Below are 15,432 nucleotides of genomic sequence, written 5' to 3' on the forward strand. Positions count from 1 at the left end.
AGAAACGGGCAGCCTCTTCTTATGTTCACTTGACCTGATGATAGTGAGAGATGAAGCGTTCGGGAGAAGACTTTACGACAAACGTCCGGACCCCTTCGATGGTGTGCAGGTATAAAAACGTATAGTAAGCGGACAAAGGCTTACTCGTCATGTCCAACACCTCTTTCATGATGAAGGTTCTTGTAGGAGTGACAATACGGTCACTGTACAAGTATAGATTCTCCTCCGTCTCTACCGTGAATTGCTGGTTGTCTTCTATTCTTCGTTCTGTTTTCATGAATGGTTGTGAACAAATCAACATGTAATGCCTCCAACTAAATTAACGGGCTTCGATTTCTTTTCTATCGCCGAACAGTGCCTGAAGCCTTTTCGTGACAGCACCCGGTCTTCCTTCGCCGATTACCTTTCCATCGATCCCGGTGACAGGCATCACTTCTGAAGTGGTACTCGCAATGAATACCTCATCCGCTGCCAACAGCTCAGGAACGGAGAATGTCTTTTCCTGGAACGTGATACCATTTTTCCTGGACAGATCTTCAATGACTCTTCTCGTAATTCCATTAAGAATCAGATTTGTAGCGGGATGTGTATAGATGACTCCGTCTTTCACCATAAAGGCATTGGAAGAAGAGCCTTCCGTAACCGTATCGCCACGGTGCAAGATCGCTTCAAAGTGTCCCTCTGATGCCGCCTCCTGTTTTGCCAGAAGGTTCCCCAGGAGATTCAGGCTCTTAATATCACAGCGGAGCCAACGGATATCTTCCACGAGCTTGGCCGTCACGCCATCCTCCATTTGTCCTTTGGGAACGGGGAAATCCTTCGTATAAGCAACGACACTTCCCACCACATCCTGTGAAGGGAAGTGATGCTGACGTGCAGAGACGCCGCGCGTCACCTGTAAATACACGATTCCGTCTTGCACCCCGTTCATTTCAATCAAGCGAAGAAGTGTTGCAGTGAATTCCTCTTCATTATACGGAATGGAAAGCTTCATCTTTTCAGCGCTTTGATACAATCTTTCCATATGTTCTTTCATGGTGAAGGTCTTTCCGTTGTATACCCGGATCACTTCATAGATACCGTCACCGAATTGATAGCCCCGATCCTCAATGTCGATCTTTGCCTTGTCACGATCGATCAGTTCCCCGTTTACAAATACTGTGTTCATCCTCTGCTCTCCCCCTTGTATCCCTTAAGATTCACATGCCAATTCAAAAATGGCCTGAGCGTAAATGGCCGTAGCTTTAAGGAGATCCTCGATATACATATATTCATCTTTCTGATGGGCAATATCCTCACGGCCCGGGAACAACGCCCCAAAGGCGACTCCTGCTTCAAGACTTCTTGCATAAGTCCCTCCACCGATGCTTAATAACTCGCCTCTTTCACCTGTCTGATCTTCATATACTTTCTTGAGGGTCTGTACGAGTTCATCATCCTTGGACACATGATGAGGCTTGCTGTCTGTGAAGTTCTCAATGGAATACCCCACAATGTTCTCAATGATGCTCTTTCCTTTTACCATATCAAACGTCACGGGATAACGCATGTTCAAACCTAAGCGTCCTCCGTCCGCTTCTGTATAACGAAGCTTTCCGACGTTGATGGTAAGATCCCCCGTAATGTCATCCGTGTAACTGACGCCGAGCTGTATCCCCCGGGAATCCTTGAAGAAGTTCTTTGTCGTAAAGTCAAAGAATTCTTTCCCTTGAGAGGATAATGGCAGCATGGAAAGGAAAGCCGCTAAATAAAGTCCGGCATTCTTCCCATTGTCGGGCTCCATCCCGTGTGATGACACGCCTTCCACCTGGAATACAAGCTCGCCGTTTTCAATATAATAGCTTCCTTTGACACCTTCTTCTTTTGTGAAGATTTCAAAGTTCTGCACCCATTTCGTATGATCCTCATCCACCACCAGTATCGCTTTTGCATAGTCGGGAACCATGTTGTAGCGGCGACCTGACTCGAAGGAAAGGACCTTAATCCCTGATTTCTCAGACTCCTCGTGTTTTGCCTGTACGAGGTCATAATCCGCTATTCCCTTTTCAGCATGAATGATCGGGAAGTCGGCATCCGGTGCAAATCCCATCGTCGGCATTTCTTCGTTCTTGAAGTAATGGTCCACGCATCTCCAGTCGCTTTCTTCATCGGTCCCGATGATCATGCGGATCCGCTTGTTGAAGGTCGGGTCAAGATCTTTTACGATTTTCATGGCATAATAGGCAGCCATTGTCGGCCCTTTATCATCGATTGCTCCACGTGCATAGATCTTTCCGTCCTTGATCTCGCCGCCATAAGGATCGACACTCCAGCCGTCCCCTTCAGGCACGACGTCCACGTGGCAGAGGATACCGAGGAGGTCCGTCCCTTCCCCGAATTCTAAATGACCGGCAAGGTGATCGACGTTCTTAGGAATGAAACCGTCCTTTTCCCCAAGGGCCAACAGGTAGGAAAGAGCTTCCTTCACACCTTTGCCGAGAGGTGCATCTTCTGTCGCATTCTCTTCATCCAGTACACTTTTAATCTGAAGGAATTTCTGCAAGTCTTTAAGCAACTCATCTTTCCGTTTCTCGACTTCGTTTGTCCAATTGATACTCATACACTTCCACCTGCTTTATATGTATTTTCTTCCCCTCCCATTTTATACTGTTTTGCAGGGAAATCCAAACAGGGACACCCGCAAAGATGAACACAATCTCTCACCTGCAGGACGACTAAATGGTGACTATAGAAAAAATACATAATATTAGCATTTTCTTCATATTCTAGGAATAGAGGTACCAAGTTACTACGTAAATAGTTTGTAAATTTGGACAATATTCTAGAAATTTTGTCGGATTAGGGGTACAATGTAATTGTCTGACATCTAGAATAACTTTATATGTAGAAAAGGGGTTGTCTAAAGCGCATAGTACATATGGTAGCACGTGAGGTGCACAAACGACGCTTGCAGTCTTTTGCCTTTGGAAAAATGATGAGGGAGTGGTTTTTTGAAACCTTCAACCAATCGTATGCTCACTAGAATCAAAGCTGTATACATGTACATCAAACAGAAGGGTACTGTAACAACTCAAGATCTTGTAGACGAATTTGGCATTACTCCTCGAACCATACAAAGAGATCTCAACGTGTTAGCCTATAATGACTTGGTACAAAGCCCGAGTCGGGGTCAGTGGACAACTACGGAGAAGAAAGTAAAGATGACGTCTTAAATAGACAACGTCGGCTACCGCCTAAACGAAAAAGAACGAATAACAGACTTAAATGAATAAAACACAATAAAACAGGGCGGCACCTTTATCATAAAGGTGCCGCCCCGTTTGTTATTCCGGCTTATATTCTTTAAGAAGGGTTACTTCCTCTTCTGTCAATTCACGGTACTCACCAAGCTCTAAATCTTCGTCAAGTTCGAGCGGTCCCATTGTCAGGCGTTTCAGATAGATCACACGCTTCCCGACACTTTCAAACATTCTCTTCACCTGATGGAATTTCCCTTCTGTGATGGTCAGCTCGATGTCTGAAGTCTGTCCCGACTTTAAGATTGTTAAATCTCCCGGCTTCGTTTCATACCCGTCATCCAGTGTAACACCATTTTTGAATGCTTCCACATCCGCTTCCGTCACTTCCCCTTCAATCACGGCAAAATACGTTTTCGGCACATGGCGCTTCGGTGAAAGAAGCTGGTGGGATAGTTGGCCGTCATTGGTGATCAGGAGGAAACCTTCAGTATCCTTATCAAGTCTCCCTACAGGAAATGGATTGAAAATTTGGTCCTCCAGCTGCAGTAAGTCAATCACGGTTTCATCCTGTGCGTCTTCAGTGGCGGAGATGACACCTGGCGGCTTATTCATCAGAAGATAGATGTATTCACGGTACTCCACCTGTTCACCGTAAAGCATGACCGTATCCTTTTCCGTATCGATATGGACCTTCCCATCCTTGATGACTTCCCCATTCACTTGAAGACCGCCATCCTTTAATAGTTTCTTTACTTCCTTACGGCTTCCATAGCCCATATTCGCTAGCATTTTATCTATTCTCATTTCATTCACACTCCGTCAGTTTTTCTTTCTATGATACTTTTCAATCGTTCGGACTCTTTCTGGGCTATTACCCATTCATCTTTCTATTCTTAACATAGGCTACTATTGATAAGCAACTTTGATCAATACGAATGAGGTGAACCTATGTATCCTTATCGGCAGCAAGGTACGGGAGGAATTTTGATCCCGATTCCACTTCCCGGCGGTGGACAGGGGCAATACCCAGGCTATCCAGGGCAAGGTTATGGTGGCGGTATCAATGATCGATTAGACCGGCTCGAAAGGCAGTATGAACGCCTCGACCGCAAAGTGGACCGCCTGGAACGTAAAGTAGAACGTCTCGAAAGACAGCTGGGATATTACAATAATTAGTGCCTTCGCAATAAAAAAAGGGATGATCAACATGATTCATCCCTTTTTTATTCCTATCCAATACGCAGCTTACTGCGGATTTTCGTTATCTTATCACCAAACAGCCGGTCTGCAAGCTTACTTCTTAAACTCAGGTAGAAGTATACGAGAGCACCCACACCGCCACAGATGGCGACAAGGATGATTGACTGAAAGCCTGTCTCCGGACTGAGGAATTTAACCAGGATGCCATACAGAACCAATACGACACCGGCCATGACGGCATTCAGCGCTCCGATAAACATCGTTCTCCTCATGATCAATCGGAATTGATATTTTGCATATTTCTTGATCACATACAGATTGATCAGGATCGCCACAGCATATCCGATCGTTGTCGCCAGTACCGCTCCCTGGGTTTCAAGCAGGCGGATGAGCGGAATATTCAGGACAAGCTTCAGAAGCAGGCCGACAAGAAGGCTGAAAATCGTGAACTTCTGCTCATCAATCCCTTGAAGGATTGCTGCTGTAACAGCAAATAAAGCAAAAAGGATCGCAACCGGTGCATAGGAACGTAAAATGGATGTTCCGAGAGCGTCACTGTGGTAGAACAGCGTATACATCGGCTCGGCTAGAAGGGCCAGTCCGAGTGCTGCCGGCACGGTCAGGAACAATAAAATCTGAAACGTCTGATCAATGTTCCTGCGCATCGTTTTCCGGTCGCCACTTGTGTACGACGTCGTGATCAACGGAATGAGCGTCATGGAAAAGGCTGTAGCCAATGACACTGGGATGATAACAAGCTTATGTGTATAGAAATTCAATACGGCAAACGCATGATCCGAGATTTTCGCGTTCCCGATATCCGCCATGGCGGTATTGAAAGTGATCTGATCCACCAGTTGGAACAATGGATTGGCGAGACCCACGAAAATGAACGGAATCGAATAAGCAATGATTTCTTTGTACATCGCTTTTAACGAAACTTCTTCGTTGCCGCGATCCTCTTCAAGAAGCTCATCTAAATGAGGCTTCCGCTTATACCAATACCAGATCAGGGCTCCAAGACTAGCAAGTCCCCCTACGAACGCCGCGAATGTCGCAACGGAAATCGCCGTCGTCACGGTGCCGTCCAGTATGTTCAATACAACATAAATCCCGCCAAGCAGGAAGACGATCCGGACGATTTGTTCAATGACCTGTGAAACCGCCGTCGGTCCCATAGACTGGTGTCCCTGGAAGAATCCGCGGATCAAGCTCATGAATGGTATGATAATCAAGGCAAAGCTCACGGCCCTGATAACAGTTGTCACCTGTGCGACGGAAATGACCTGTTCATCACTTTTGATCGTCATCTCGGCGAAAATCGGTGCGAATGCATACATGATGAGGAAGGACACGACCCCCGTCAGCGTCATCAGCAAGAGCCCCGACTTAAATAACTTCCGCCCTACGGCATATTCCCCGATGGCATTATATTTTGAAACGAATTTTGAAACGGCCAGCGGCACTCCCGCAGTCGCTACGGTCAGAAAGATCGTATAAGGTACATACCCATATTGATAAAGGGATGCGCCCTCTTCATGACCTTTCAATAAATCATCAAACGGTATAACATAAAAAAGACCCAAAAACTTCGATATAAAGGTCCCTAACGTTAAGATAAACGTTCCTCTTATTAATTTAGATGACATAGTATCCCTCTCTATATATCTTGTTGCCCTATAAACAAACAAAATAAATATGAACTAAGAAATTTACACACTATACGTAGTTTACTACTGTACGAATCGAATGACAATTTTTTTCGAATGTTGTATTTAAATCCCATCCCCTTTAAAATAAGGTGAAACTTCTTTTGAGAAGCGAATATTAAAAGTTGGTGGGAAAATGGTGAAAAAATACGACGTCATCGTCATAGGCGGAGGACCATCGGGCTTAATGGCCAGTATCGCAGCCGGTGAAAACGGTGCGAAAGTCCTCCTTGTAGATAAAGGTACAAAACTAGGCAGAAAGCTCGCCATCTCGGGAGGCGGCCGATGCAACGTGACCAACCGTCTCCCTGTAGAGGAAATCATCAAGCATATCCCTGGGAACGGACGTTTTTTATACAGCGCTTTTTCTGAGTTTAATAATGAAGATATTATTTCTTTCTTTGAAAACCTGGGCATCCAGTTGAAAGAGGAAGACCACGGACGGATGTTCCCTGTCTCGAACAGGGCCATGGATGTCGTGGAAGCTCTATTGAGGCGAATGAAGGAATTGAATGTCGACACAAGGACAAGCACAAGCGTTGAAGACGTTTTATACGAAAACGGCGAAACCGTGGGAATTCTTTTAAAAGATGGAGAAACCATTCTTGCTAACGCTGTGGTGATTGCAGTCGGCGGGAAGTCCGTCCCTCACACGGGATCGACGGGAGACGGGTATCCGTGGGCAACGAATGCAGGGCACACGATCACGGATCTGTTTCCGACAGAAGTTCCTCTTACTTCGGACGAACCTTTCGTGAAGAAGAAAGAGCTGCAGGGCCTTTCTTTGAGGAGTGTCGATTTGAGCGTACTGAATCCGAAAGGGAAAAAGATCATCACCCATCGGATGGATATGATTTTCACTCATCTGGGCATTTCCGGACCTGCTGTTCTACGCTGCAGTCAATATGTGGTGAAGGCCATGAAAAAATGGAATCTGACACATGTGGCCATGCAGATCGACTCCATGCCTGATCAAAATGAGGAGCAGCTGTTCCAGTCCCTCCATAAACAGGTGAAGGACGAGGGTAAGAAAGCGGCGAAGAATATCTTTAAAGGTCTTGTACCTGAAAGATATCTATTATTTTTACTCGACCGTGCGGAAATCGATCACGATGAAAAAGGCGATCACATTTCATCCGAGAAGATCCGCGATTTTGCTAGACTATTGAAGCAGTTCACCTTCAATGTGAACGGGACATTATCCATCGACAAGGCGTTCGTAACCGGCGGCGGGGTTTCCGTCAAAGAAATCGAACCGAAAACGATGGCTTCCAAGAAAATGAACGGTTTGTTCTTCTGCGGTGAGGTATTGGATATCCACGGATACACGGGAGGATACAATATTACCTCTGCACTCGTCACCGGACGACTTGCCGGATACAATGCCGCGAAGGTCTGATAGGCAAAAAGAAAGGTTGATCCTCATTTGAGAGTGATCAACCTTTTTTATTTCCTGTATACCACCATAGCCGAGAAACAGTAGATCTGATCCTCCACTTCCTCCGACATCGCCGCTACGTGATATTTAATATCGACGATCTTCTTATCATCCATTTTACTGAGAAAATGGTTCATATCTTTCTCTAAATCTTTTTCATGCTCGTAGTCGAATACTTTTACCTGGATCATGGTGTCCCCTCCTGGATTAATAGTTGGTAGTAGTATTGTCAGAATATTGGATTTTTAAACAAGGGTGGGTTATTTTCATTGGAGGAGTTGAGGTGTAGGTGTGTTTTGGTGTTTGGCCGATAAAATAAAAATTTCGCTGATAAATCCCCTTCAAAATCCATATCCCGCTTAAAAGATGGGTCAATCGCCACCCGTTTTCCATTAAACATAAAAAAGCACACCCTTCATTAAGGATGTGCTTCCCTACTAAAAAACCCATTATTTCTTCGCTGCAGTCTCCCCAGCCCAGTTCATCATGCCGCCTTCCATGTTCACCACTTTATACCCTTGTTCTTGCATATAGTGGGCAACATTTCCACTGCGGTTGCCTGAACGGCAGATGAAGATATATTCTTTGTCCTTATCAAATTGATCCAATGACTCAGGGATCTCACCCATTTTGATATGCTTCGCTCCTGGAATCATACCTTCTGCCACTTCTTCATCTTCACGGACATCCACCAAAAGCAGATCCTCACCGTTCTTCAACTTTTGCTCCAGCTCATCCGTCGTAATCATTTTAATACTATCCATCCTTCACAACTTCCTTTCCACATTCAATCATTATTCAACACGATTATACCAAAGCCTGTCCCCCAAACAAAAATATCAGACTCAAAAAGAGGGACGGACCTCATCGAAATGCTGATTTAAAGCGATTTCCGCTTTAAATCAAGCCCATTTCGAGGTCCGTCCCTCCCATTTATTAGTTGGCGACGATGTTGACTAGTTTGCCTGGTACGGCGATGACTTTGCGGATGGTTTTGCCTTCGATTTGTGTTTTGATTTCATCGTTTTCCATCGCTGTTTTTTCTAGGTCATCTTTGGTCATGTCTCGTGGGATCATGACTTTGGCTTTCACTTTACCGTTTACTTGAAGGACGATTTCGACTTCGTTGTCCACAAGCTTCGATTCGTCGAATGTCGGCCATGCTTCGTAGGAAATCGTTCCTTCGTGACCAAGCTTGCTCCAAAGTTCCTCTGTCATATGAGGAGCGATCGGCGCAAGAAGCTTGATGAATCCTTCTACGTATTCCTTCGGTAGAGTTTCCGCTTTGTAGGCATCATTGATGAATACCATCAGCTGGGAAATCCCTGTATTGAAACGAAGACCTTCATAGTCTTCCGTCACTTTCTTAACGGTTTGGTTATACGTTTTATCAAGATCACTGTTCGGTGCATCCGTCACTTTAGAGGATAATGAACCATCCTCTTCAACAAGAAGACGCCAGACACGATCAAGGAAACGACGTGCTCCATCAAGACCGTTTGTGCTCCATGCAATGGACGCTTCCAGTGGCCCCATGAACATTTCATATAGGCGAAGGGTATCGGCACCGTGAGATTCAACAACTTCATCCGGGTTCACGACATTCCCTTTAGATTTACTCATTTTTTCGTTGTTTTCCCCAAGGATCATTCCTTGGTTGAATAGCTTCTGGAACGGCTCCTTCGTCGGAACTACGCCGATATCATAAAGGAACTTATGCCAGAAACGCGCATACAGCAAGTGAAGTACCGCATGCTCGGCTCCTCCGATATACGTATCGACCGGCAGCCACTCCTGCATTTTCTTCGCATCGGCAAGGGCATCTTCATTATGTGGGTCGATATAACGGATGTAGTACCAGCAGCTTCCCGCCCACTGTGGCATCGTGTTCGTTTCACGACGGCCTTTTTTACCTGTTTCAGGGTCCTCGACGTTCACCCATTCACTGATGTTCGCAAGTGGAGATTCACCTGTTCCGGACGGTTTGATTTCCGTCGTCTTTGGAAGCACAAGAGGAAGATCACTTTCAGGAACAGTCGTTGTCGAACCGTCTTCCCAATGGATAACTGGAATCGGCTCACCCCAATAACGTTGACGGCTGAATAGCCAGTCGCGAAGGCGGTATGTCACTTTCTTCGTTCCGATATTCTTTTCCTCTAACCAGGAAATAGCTTTGGCAATCGCTTCTTCCTTTCCAAGTCCATCAAGGAAGCCGGAATTTACATGATCTCCGTCACCTGTGTATGCTTCTTCCTCCACATTGCCGCCAGCGACGACTTCTAGAATTGGAAGATTGAATTCTTTTGCAAACTCGTAATCACGTTCGTCATGGGCAGGAACAGCCATGATGGCACCGGAACCGTAGCTCATTAGAACGTAATCGGCGATCCAGATCGGCATTTTCTCGCCGTTAGCCGGATTGATCGCATAAGCTCCCGTGAAAACACCCGTTTTTTCTTTCGCAAGGTCTGTACGCTCAAGATCGCTTTTTGACTTGATCTTGTCGATGTACTCATTCACTTTCGAGCGTTGTTCGTCTGTCGTGATTTCCGCAACGAACGGATGCTCAGGGGCAAGAACTGCGTATGTCGCACCGAAGATCGTATCAGGACGCGTCGTGAACACATCGAATGATTTGTCATGACCATCGATGGCAAAATTCACTTCTGCCCCTTCAGAACGGCCGATCCAGTTACGCTGCATATCTTTGATGCTTTCCGGCCAGTCAACTTCTTCAAGGTCTTCCACAAGGCGATCGGCATAAGCCGTGATCTTAAGCATCCACTGTTTCATCGGACGGCGTTCTACAGGATGACCTCCGCGTTCACTCTTCCCGTCGATGACTTCTTCATTTGCAAGAACGGTTCCAAGGGCTGGACACCAGTTCACAGCAACCTCATCCACATAAGCTAATCCTTTTTCATAAAGTTTCGTGAAAATCCATTGCGTCCATTTGTAATAGCCTGGATCTGTCGTATTGACTTCACGGTCCCAATCATACGAAAATCCTAGTGATTTGATTTGACGACGGAACGTATCGATATTTTTTTGAGTGAATTCTGCCGGATCATTCCCTGTATCAAGGGCATATTGCTCTGCCGGTAAACCGAATGCATCCCAGCCCATCGGATGAAGGACATTGTATCCCTGCATGCGCTTCATGCGGGAAAGGATGTCAGTCGCTGTAAACCCTTCCGGATGTCCTACGTGAAGACCTGCACCTGATGGATACGGGAACATATCCAGCGCGTAGAAATTGGATTTCCCTTCGTCTTCCGTTGCCTTGAACGTTTTGTTTTCTTCCCAATACTGCTGCCATTTTGTCTCAACACTTTTATGATTAAAACTCATATTGAGATCCTCCTTTACCTTTTCATAAAAAACAAAAAAACTCTCATCCCAAATAAATATTTGGGACGAGAGTTTGTATGTACATTCTCCCGCGGTACCACCCACATTAGTGTACGCGCACTCAGCTTCATTCATCCTTAACGCGGAAAACGGCAAGTCTTACTAAATTGGTTCACACTTGCAACTCAGCAGGCGAGTTCATGATGCTTCTGATTGACTTTCACCACCCGTCAACTCTCTAAGACAGAAAACACTCATTACTACTCCCGATCAACGTTCTAATATAGGGAAACATTATATGTATTCACTATTTTAGTGAAAAATATACAGAAGCGCAAGCCTAATTATTGGTTTCTGAAAGAGATTCTTGTCATATGGATGGGATTTCCGATTTTGTTCGAACAGAATCCAGCCGTTTTTATCGAAAATCGAGCCGTTTTCGATAAAAATCCAGCCGTTCTGACGAAAAATCCAGCCAATTTAGGAGATAATACGGCCGTTCCAGGCAAAAATCCAGCCATTTAACATTTTATACCAAATACACACTGGTCCCTACATCATATCAATCCCACACACAAAAAAAAGAAACGGCCCCCTAAAAGGCCGTCCCCCCAATCTATTGAACCGTATACCCTCCGTCCAGTACGACTGCCTGACCCGTGATTCCTTTCGCTGCATCACTGCACAGGAACATGGTATAGTCAGCAATCTCTTTCACATCCAACAATCTTCGTTGCGGGACGAGAGGATAGATGACTTCTTCAATCACTTTCTCAAAAGGTACATTTCGAGTCTTGGCTAGATCCGCCAGTTGATTCCGTACTAATGGCGTATCCACATAGCCCGGACACACCGCATTGACGGTGATGCCATACTCTGCCGCTTCCAGTGCTGCCACTTTCGTCAGTCCAATGACTCCATGCTTCGCAGAATTATAGGCCGCTTTTCCGGAGAAGCCGACTAACCCATTGATGGACGCCATATTGATGATCCGTCCCCATCCTTGTTCTTTCATATGCGGGAGAGCATGTTTGATCGCAATAAACGGAGCGGTCAGCATGACTTTTACAAGCAGCTCAAACTTTTCAGTCGGAAATTCTTCAATATGTGATACATGTTGGAGCCCGGCGTTGTTAATCAATACGTCTATCTTTCCGTAGTGATCCACTGCTTTGGCGATACTGTTTTTTAGTTCCGTTTCGGAGGTTACGTCACATCGCAAACCAAGAACTTCAAATCCTTCTGCATTCAGGGCATCTGCTGCTTCTTGAACGGTATCTTCCTTCAGATCGGTTAATACGACCTTTGCTCCTCCTGCGGCAAATTCCCTGCCGATTTGGTAGCCGATTCCCTGAGCTGCCCCTGTTATGAACACCACTTTTTTTTCTACCATGATGACTCCTTTCTTAAATCCCTACTCCCAAGGTGAATAATAGAATTGCCAATGCCAATCCGAGTAGCGGTACGATGACGGTCAACGCACCGACAGCTCCATACGCTTCACCATGGGTTTCATTACAGATTGAACGAATCGTCGTTACCACATATCCATTATGCGGCAGTGAATCCAGCGCTCCGGAAGAAATCGCGACTACCCGGTGAAGGGCTTCAGGATTCACACCCATATCCACATAGTGCGGGGCAAGAATCGGCAGTGCAATTGCCTGACCACCCGATGCGGAACCGGTCATACCGGCAATCACACTGACGGCGATTGCACCTCCTATTAATGGAGATCCCGGGATATTCGTCATGACGTCAACAGCTGTCGTAAAGGCTGGAACTGCTTTCGCCACTCCACCGAATCCGACAACTGCCGCAGTGTTACCGATGGCGATCAAGGCACCGACAGTCCCTTCGGAAACAGCACCCCAGAAGCCTTTAAAATATTTACGATTTAACACATAGGCTGAAATCACTCCACCTAAAAGGGCAATGATCAGAGCCGATTGCTTTAAAGAATCGTGGAATGAAAAAGCCAGAATGAGTACAACTAATAATGGAATCAAGCCCATGAATGGATTGGGTAACGGTCTTCCTTCATCAATGACCGGATCCTCTTCACGTGAACGGAATTTTTCTCCTTTGTTCACCGCTTTGGTGATCATTCGCTTTAACCACCAGTAACCGAACACAGCCATGAACACGGCTACGATCAAGCTGACTTCCCAGCCTGCATAAGGTGTTGTTCCTAAGTATTCAATCGGTATCCAGTTTTGGATCTCCGGTGAACCGGCCGAGGTCATTGTAAACGTGACGGACCCGAAAGCTAGTGCCGCCGGGATAAAGCGACGCGGCAAATCGGCTTGCTTAAATAAGCTGACAGCCATTGGATATACAGAGAATGCTACTACGAAGAGACTGACTCCCCCGTATGTCAACACCGCACAAGCAAGCACGATGGCGAACACAGCGTATTTCATCCCTAGTTTTTCAACTACAAAACGGGATACACTATCTGCTGCACCACTGTCTTCCATTACCTTCCCGAATACAGCACCCAATAAGAACATCAGATACCAGGCAGCAACAAAGCTTGTGAATCCTGACATATAGTTCGTGACGAGATCCGCTTCCCCTTCACCGGCTAATTGCGGGAAGAGAGGCATGCCGCTTAAAACGGCGACGAATAATGCCGATATGGGACCAACAATCAGGATGTTCATGCCCCTCATCGTTAAAAAGATCAATAAAATGAGTCCTCCAATAAGACCGATCATGCTTAACATGATAATTCCCCCTTTGTTCTCTGAAGATGATGACGCTTACATTTTTATCTGGTTGTTCCCCTTTCAAAAATTTTACGTTCATTCATCATACATGCAAAAGTTGTGCCAACTTTCAGATTACTGCTCAGTCAGCCTTTTTCACCATGATATTCCGAGATTCTGGACAGACGGATGATTTTAGACACGAAACGTTCATAATTCCTCTCAAAGAAAAACAGTCCAGAATTCTGGACTACTTTCCACATTTCCGGACTGTTAAATAACCTTACAGCAACTCATATTTATTTAACTTTTCATAGATGCTTGATTTACTTATTCCCAGGGACTCGGCTGCCTTTCTCTTATCGTGTTGATGGGTCTGCAGACTCTGAGTCAAAACCGATTTCTCTGTTTCTTCGAGGATCTCCTTTAACGTTTTGGAGCCTACACCATATACATTACCAGCTTTCATATATGAAGGAAGCGATGTGAGGGAAATCTCATTTCCGTTGGACAGATACGTCGATGCGTTGATGACATTCTCCAATTCACGTAAATTCCCCGGCCAACTGTAGGAAAGAAAAATCTGCATCACTTCGTTTTCAAACCCTTGAATTCGTTTTCCTGAAGATTTTGTGGATTTCTCCAGAAAAAAAGAAGCCAGGGTTTCTATATCTTCTTTCCGTTCACGGAGGGGAGGGATTTGAAAAGGGACGACGTTAATACGGTAATACAAATCACTTCGAAATCGCTTTTCTTCCATCATTTTTTCAAGGGGACGGTTTGTGGCGGCAATGATCCGTACATCCACATGCTGGATGCGTGTTGAACCGACGGACTCGACTTCCCCTTCCTGCAACACTCTGAGCAGCTTAGCCTGCATATTGAGGGGCATGTCCCCGATTTCATCAAGAAACAGAGTCCCTTTGTGGGCAAGCTGGAACTTCCCTTTTTTCCCACCCTTTTTAGCCCCTGTGAATGCACCTTCTTCGTAACCAAAAAGTTCTGATTCCAGAAGATGTTCCGGAATCGCCGCGCAGTTCACTTTAATGAATGGCTGACCGCTTCTTTCACTCAGCTGGTGTATGCTGTGAGCGAACAGTTCTTTTCCCGTTCCACTTTCGCCCCGAATGAGGATTGAAATGTCACTTGGAGCGATCATTTGGGCTTTGTCTTTCAATTCATTCATTCCGGGTGATTCTCCGATAATATCATTCAGTGAGTATTTCACCCCGGTATTGATATCCTGTATGTAACTTTGAATCTTCGACATCATATTCTTTACATGTGAACTCATTTGCATCCATTCACTTGTGTCCCGGAAAATGACGGACCCGAATGCCCCGATCACCTTGCCATCGACAGAAATGGGGATGCGATTCGCTATCATATAATTTCCCTTAATGTATTGAAGATCGGCTACTTCTTCTTTTCCACTGCCTGCAACCAGATGCATTCTTGTGTTTTCAATCACGTTTGTCACATGTTTACCTATCGCTTTATCCCGTTCCACCTCGAGGAAGCGACAATAATTATCATTTATGTAAATGATGATTCCTTCATTATCAACAACGACTAACCATTCGAAAGCGTTCTCAAGAATGATTTCAATCATTTCTACCGATACTTTTTTCAATAAGCTGCTCATTTTGCATTGCCTCCCGTGTTTACTAGAGAACATATACTTTCATATTAGCACATTCATTCCATACCTTTATGAAAAGAAATCACTTCTCCCAATAATTTCAATTACCAGTTCATAATCGGTTTAATGCCAGCAGTATTAG

Annotated in this window: 15 protein-coding genes and 1 other annotated feature; of the genes, 4 read left to right on the forward strand and 11 right to left on the reverse strand. The window is 45.3% G+C overall.

The genetic code is table 11. The features are described 5' to 3' along the window. Positions 1-25: 25 nt before the first annotated feature. From SLH55_RS17535 to pepV, 3 genes are read right to left on the reverse strand one after another with little or no spacing between them, the layout of a single operon-like run. Positions 26-301, reverse strand: coding sequence for a hypothetical protein (locus SLH55_RS17535; RefSeq protein WP_219170497.1), 276 nt, complete (start codon positions 299-301; stop codon positions 26-28). A gap of 18 nt (positions 302-319) precedes the next feature. Next, a complete protein-coding gene (gene dat, locus SLH55_RS17540; RefSeq protein ID WP_320324131.1) occupies positions 320-1,168 on the reverse strand; it encodes a D-amino-acid transaminase in 849 nt (282 codons plus the stop codon). A gap of 24 nt (positions 1,169-1,192) precedes the next feature. Beyond that, the gene (gene pepV / locus SLH55_RS17545; protein WP_320324132.1) at positions 1,193-2,599 is read right to left on the reverse strand and encodes a dipeptidase PepV; all 1,407 of its coding nucleotides are present in this window, start codon (positions 2,597-2,599) and stop codon (positions 1,193-1,195) included. Between the two features lie 391 nt (positions 2,600-2,990). Between pepV and SLH55_RS17550 the strand changes: the two genes are divergently transcribed. Then, positions 2,991-3,212, forward strand: coding sequence for a DeoR family transcriptional regulator (locus SLH55_RS17550; protein ID WP_044340309.1), 222 nt, complete (start codon positions 2,991-2,993; stop codon positions 3,210-3,212). 111 nt (positions 3,213-3,323) lie between these two features. Here SLH55_RS17550 and SLH55_RS17555 read toward each other — a convergent pair whose 3' ends face one another. Continuing rightward, entirely contained in the window at positions 3,324-4,043 is a 720-nt protein-coding gene (locus SLH55_RS17555; protein WP_219170501.1) for a pseudouridine synthase, read from the reverse strand. Between the two features lie 144 nt (positions 4,044-4,187). On the opposite strand from SLH55_RS17555, the gene SLH55_RS17560 reads away from it, so the two are divergent. Further along, positions 4,188-4,415, forward strand: a complete 228-nt coding sequence (locus SLH55_RS17560) for a hypothetical protein (RefSeq protein ID WP_257475213.1) — start codon at positions 4,188-4,190, stop codon at positions 4,413-4,415. A 53-nt stretch (positions 4,416-4,468) separates the two neighbouring features. Here SLH55_RS17560 and SLH55_RS17565 read toward each other — a convergent pair whose 3' ends face one another. Next, positions 4,469-6,088 (reverse strand): polysaccharide biosynthesis protein, encoded by a 1,620-nt coding sequence (locus SLH55_RS17565; protein ID WP_219170503.1) that lies wholly within the window; start codon positions 6,086-6,088, stop codon positions 4,469-4,471. Between the two features lie 196 nt (positions 6,089-6,284). Here SLH55_RS17565 and SLH55_RS17570 point away from each other — a divergent pair, with 196 nt between their 5' ends. After that, positions 6,285-7,547 (forward strand): NAD(P)/FAD-dependent oxidoreductase, encoded by a 1,263-nt coding sequence (locus SLH55_RS17570; RefSeq protein ID WP_219170505.1) that lies wholly within the window; start codon positions 6,285-6,287, stop codon positions 7,545-7,547. A gap of 47 nt (positions 7,548-7,594) precedes the next feature. Here the strand turns inward: SLH55_RS17570 and SLH55_RS17575 are convergent, their stop codons facing one another. The 3 genes from SLH55_RS17575 to leuS form a co-directional block, all read right to left on the reverse strand. Then, positions 7,595-7,777: a sporulation protein Cse60 gene (locus SLH55_RS17575; protein ID WP_034765594.1), complete on the reverse strand. Its 183-nt coding sequence runs from the start codon at positions 7,775-7,777 to the stop codon at positions 7,595-7,597. 258 nt (positions 7,778-8,035) lie between these two features. Next, entirely contained in the window at positions 8,036-8,350 is a 315-nt protein-coding gene (locus tag SLH55_RS17580; RefSeq protein WP_320324133.1) for a rhodanese-like domain-containing protein, read from the reverse strand. A 172-nt stretch (positions 8,351-8,522) separates the two neighbouring features. Continuing rightward, positions 8,523-10,937, reverse strand: a complete 2,415-nt coding sequence (leuS, locus tag SLH55_RS17585) for a leucine--tRNA ligase (protein WP_320324134.1) — start codon at positions 10,935-10,937, stop codon at positions 8,523-8,525. 58 nt (positions 10,938-10,995) lie between these two features. After that, positions 10,996-11,220, reverse strand: a binding site (T-box leader). A gap of 110 nt (positions 11,221-11,330) precedes the next feature. On the opposite strand from leuS, the gene SLH55_RS17590 reads away from it, so the two are divergent. Beyond that, on the forward strand, positions 11,331-11,462 hold the full coding sequence (locus SLH55_RS17590) for a hypothetical protein (RefSeq protein ID WP_320324135.1): 132 nt from the start codon (positions 11,331-11,333) through the stop codon (positions 11,460-11,462). 91 nt (positions 11,463-11,553) lie between these two features. On the opposite strand, the gene SLH55_RS17595 is transcribed toward SLH55_RS17590, so the two are convergent. From SLH55_RS17595 to SLH55_RS17605, 3 genes are all read right to left on the reverse strand, one after another. After that, positions 11,554-12,330 (reverse strand): 3-hydroxybutyrate dehydrogenase, encoded by a 777-nt coding sequence (locus SLH55_RS17595; protein WP_320324136.1) that lies wholly within the window; start codon positions 12,328-12,330, stop codon positions 11,554-11,556. Between the two features lie 13 nt (positions 12,331-12,343). Beyond that, positions 12,344-13,666: a GntP family permease gene (locus tag SLH55_RS17600; protein ID WP_219170514.1), complete on the reverse strand. Its 1,323-nt coding sequence runs from the start codon at positions 13,664-13,666 to the stop codon at positions 12,344-12,346. Between the two features lie 265 nt (positions 13,667-13,931). Continuing rightward, positions 13,932-15,293, reverse strand: coding sequence for a sigma-54 interaction domain-containing protein (locus tag SLH55_RS17605; RefSeq protein ID WP_320324137.1), 1,362 nt, complete (start codon positions 15,291-15,293; stop codon positions 13,932-13,934). Between the last annotated feature and the right edge of the window lie 139 nt (positions 15,294-15,432).

The sequence above is a fragment of the Rossellomorea sp. YZS02 genome (genome assembly GCF_033963925.1).
GTDB lineage: Bacteria > Bacillota > Bacilli > Bacillales > Bacillaceae_B > Rossellomorea.

Bases quoted from the DNA above. Each gene is read 5' to 3' on its own strand.
- SLH55_RS17535 (WP_219170497.1), bottom strand. From the start codon at position 301: ATGTTGATTTGTTCACAACCATTCATGAAAACAGAACGAAGAATAGAA.
- dat (WP_320324131.1), bottom strand. From the start codon at position 1,168: ATGAACACAGTATTTGTAAACGGGGAACTGATCGATCGTGACAAGGCA.
- pepV (WP_320324132.1), bottom strand. From the start codon at position 2,599: ATGAGTATCAATTGGACAAACGAAGTCGAGAAACGGAAAGATGAGTTG.
- SLH55_RS17555 (WP_219170501.1), bottom strand. From the start codon at position 4,043: ATGAGAATAGATAAAATGCTAGCGAATATGGGCTATGGAAGCCGTAAG.
- SLH55_RS17560 (WP_257475213.1), top strand. From the start codon at position 4,188: ATGTATCCTTATCGGCAGCAAGGTACGGGAGGAATTTTGATCCCGATT.
- SLH55_RS17565 (WP_219170503.1), bottom strand. From the start codon at position 6,088: ATGTCATCTAAATTAATAAGAGGAACGTTTATCTTAACGTTAGGGACC.
- SLH55_RS17570 (WP_219170505.1), top strand. From the start codon at position 6,285: ATGGTGAAAAAATACGACGTCATCGTCATAGGCGGAGGACCATCGGGC.
- SLH55_RS17575 (WP_034765594.1), bottom strand. From the start codon at position 7,777: ATGATCCAGGTAAAAGTATTCGACTACGAGCATGAAAAAGATTTAGAG.
- SLH55_RS17580 (WP_320324133.1), bottom strand. From the start codon at position 8,350: ATGGATAGTATTAAAATGATTACGACGGATGAGCTGGAGCAAAAGTTG.
- leuS (WP_320324134.1), bottom strand. From the start codon at position 10,937: ATGAGTTTTAATCATAAAAGTGTTGAGACAAAATGGCAGCAGTATTGG.
- SLH55_RS17595 (WP_320324136.1), bottom strand. From the start codon at position 12,330: ATGGTAGAAAAAAAAGTGGTGTTCATAACAGGGGCAGCTCAGGGAATC.
- SLH55_RS17600 (WP_219170514.1), bottom strand. From the start codon at position 13,666: ATGTTAAGCATGATCGGTCTTATTGGAGGACTCATTTTATTGATCTTT.
- SLH55_RS17605 (WP_320324137.1), bottom strand. From the start codon at position 15,293: ATGAGCAGCTTATTGAAAAAAGTATCGGTAGAAATGATTGAAATCATT.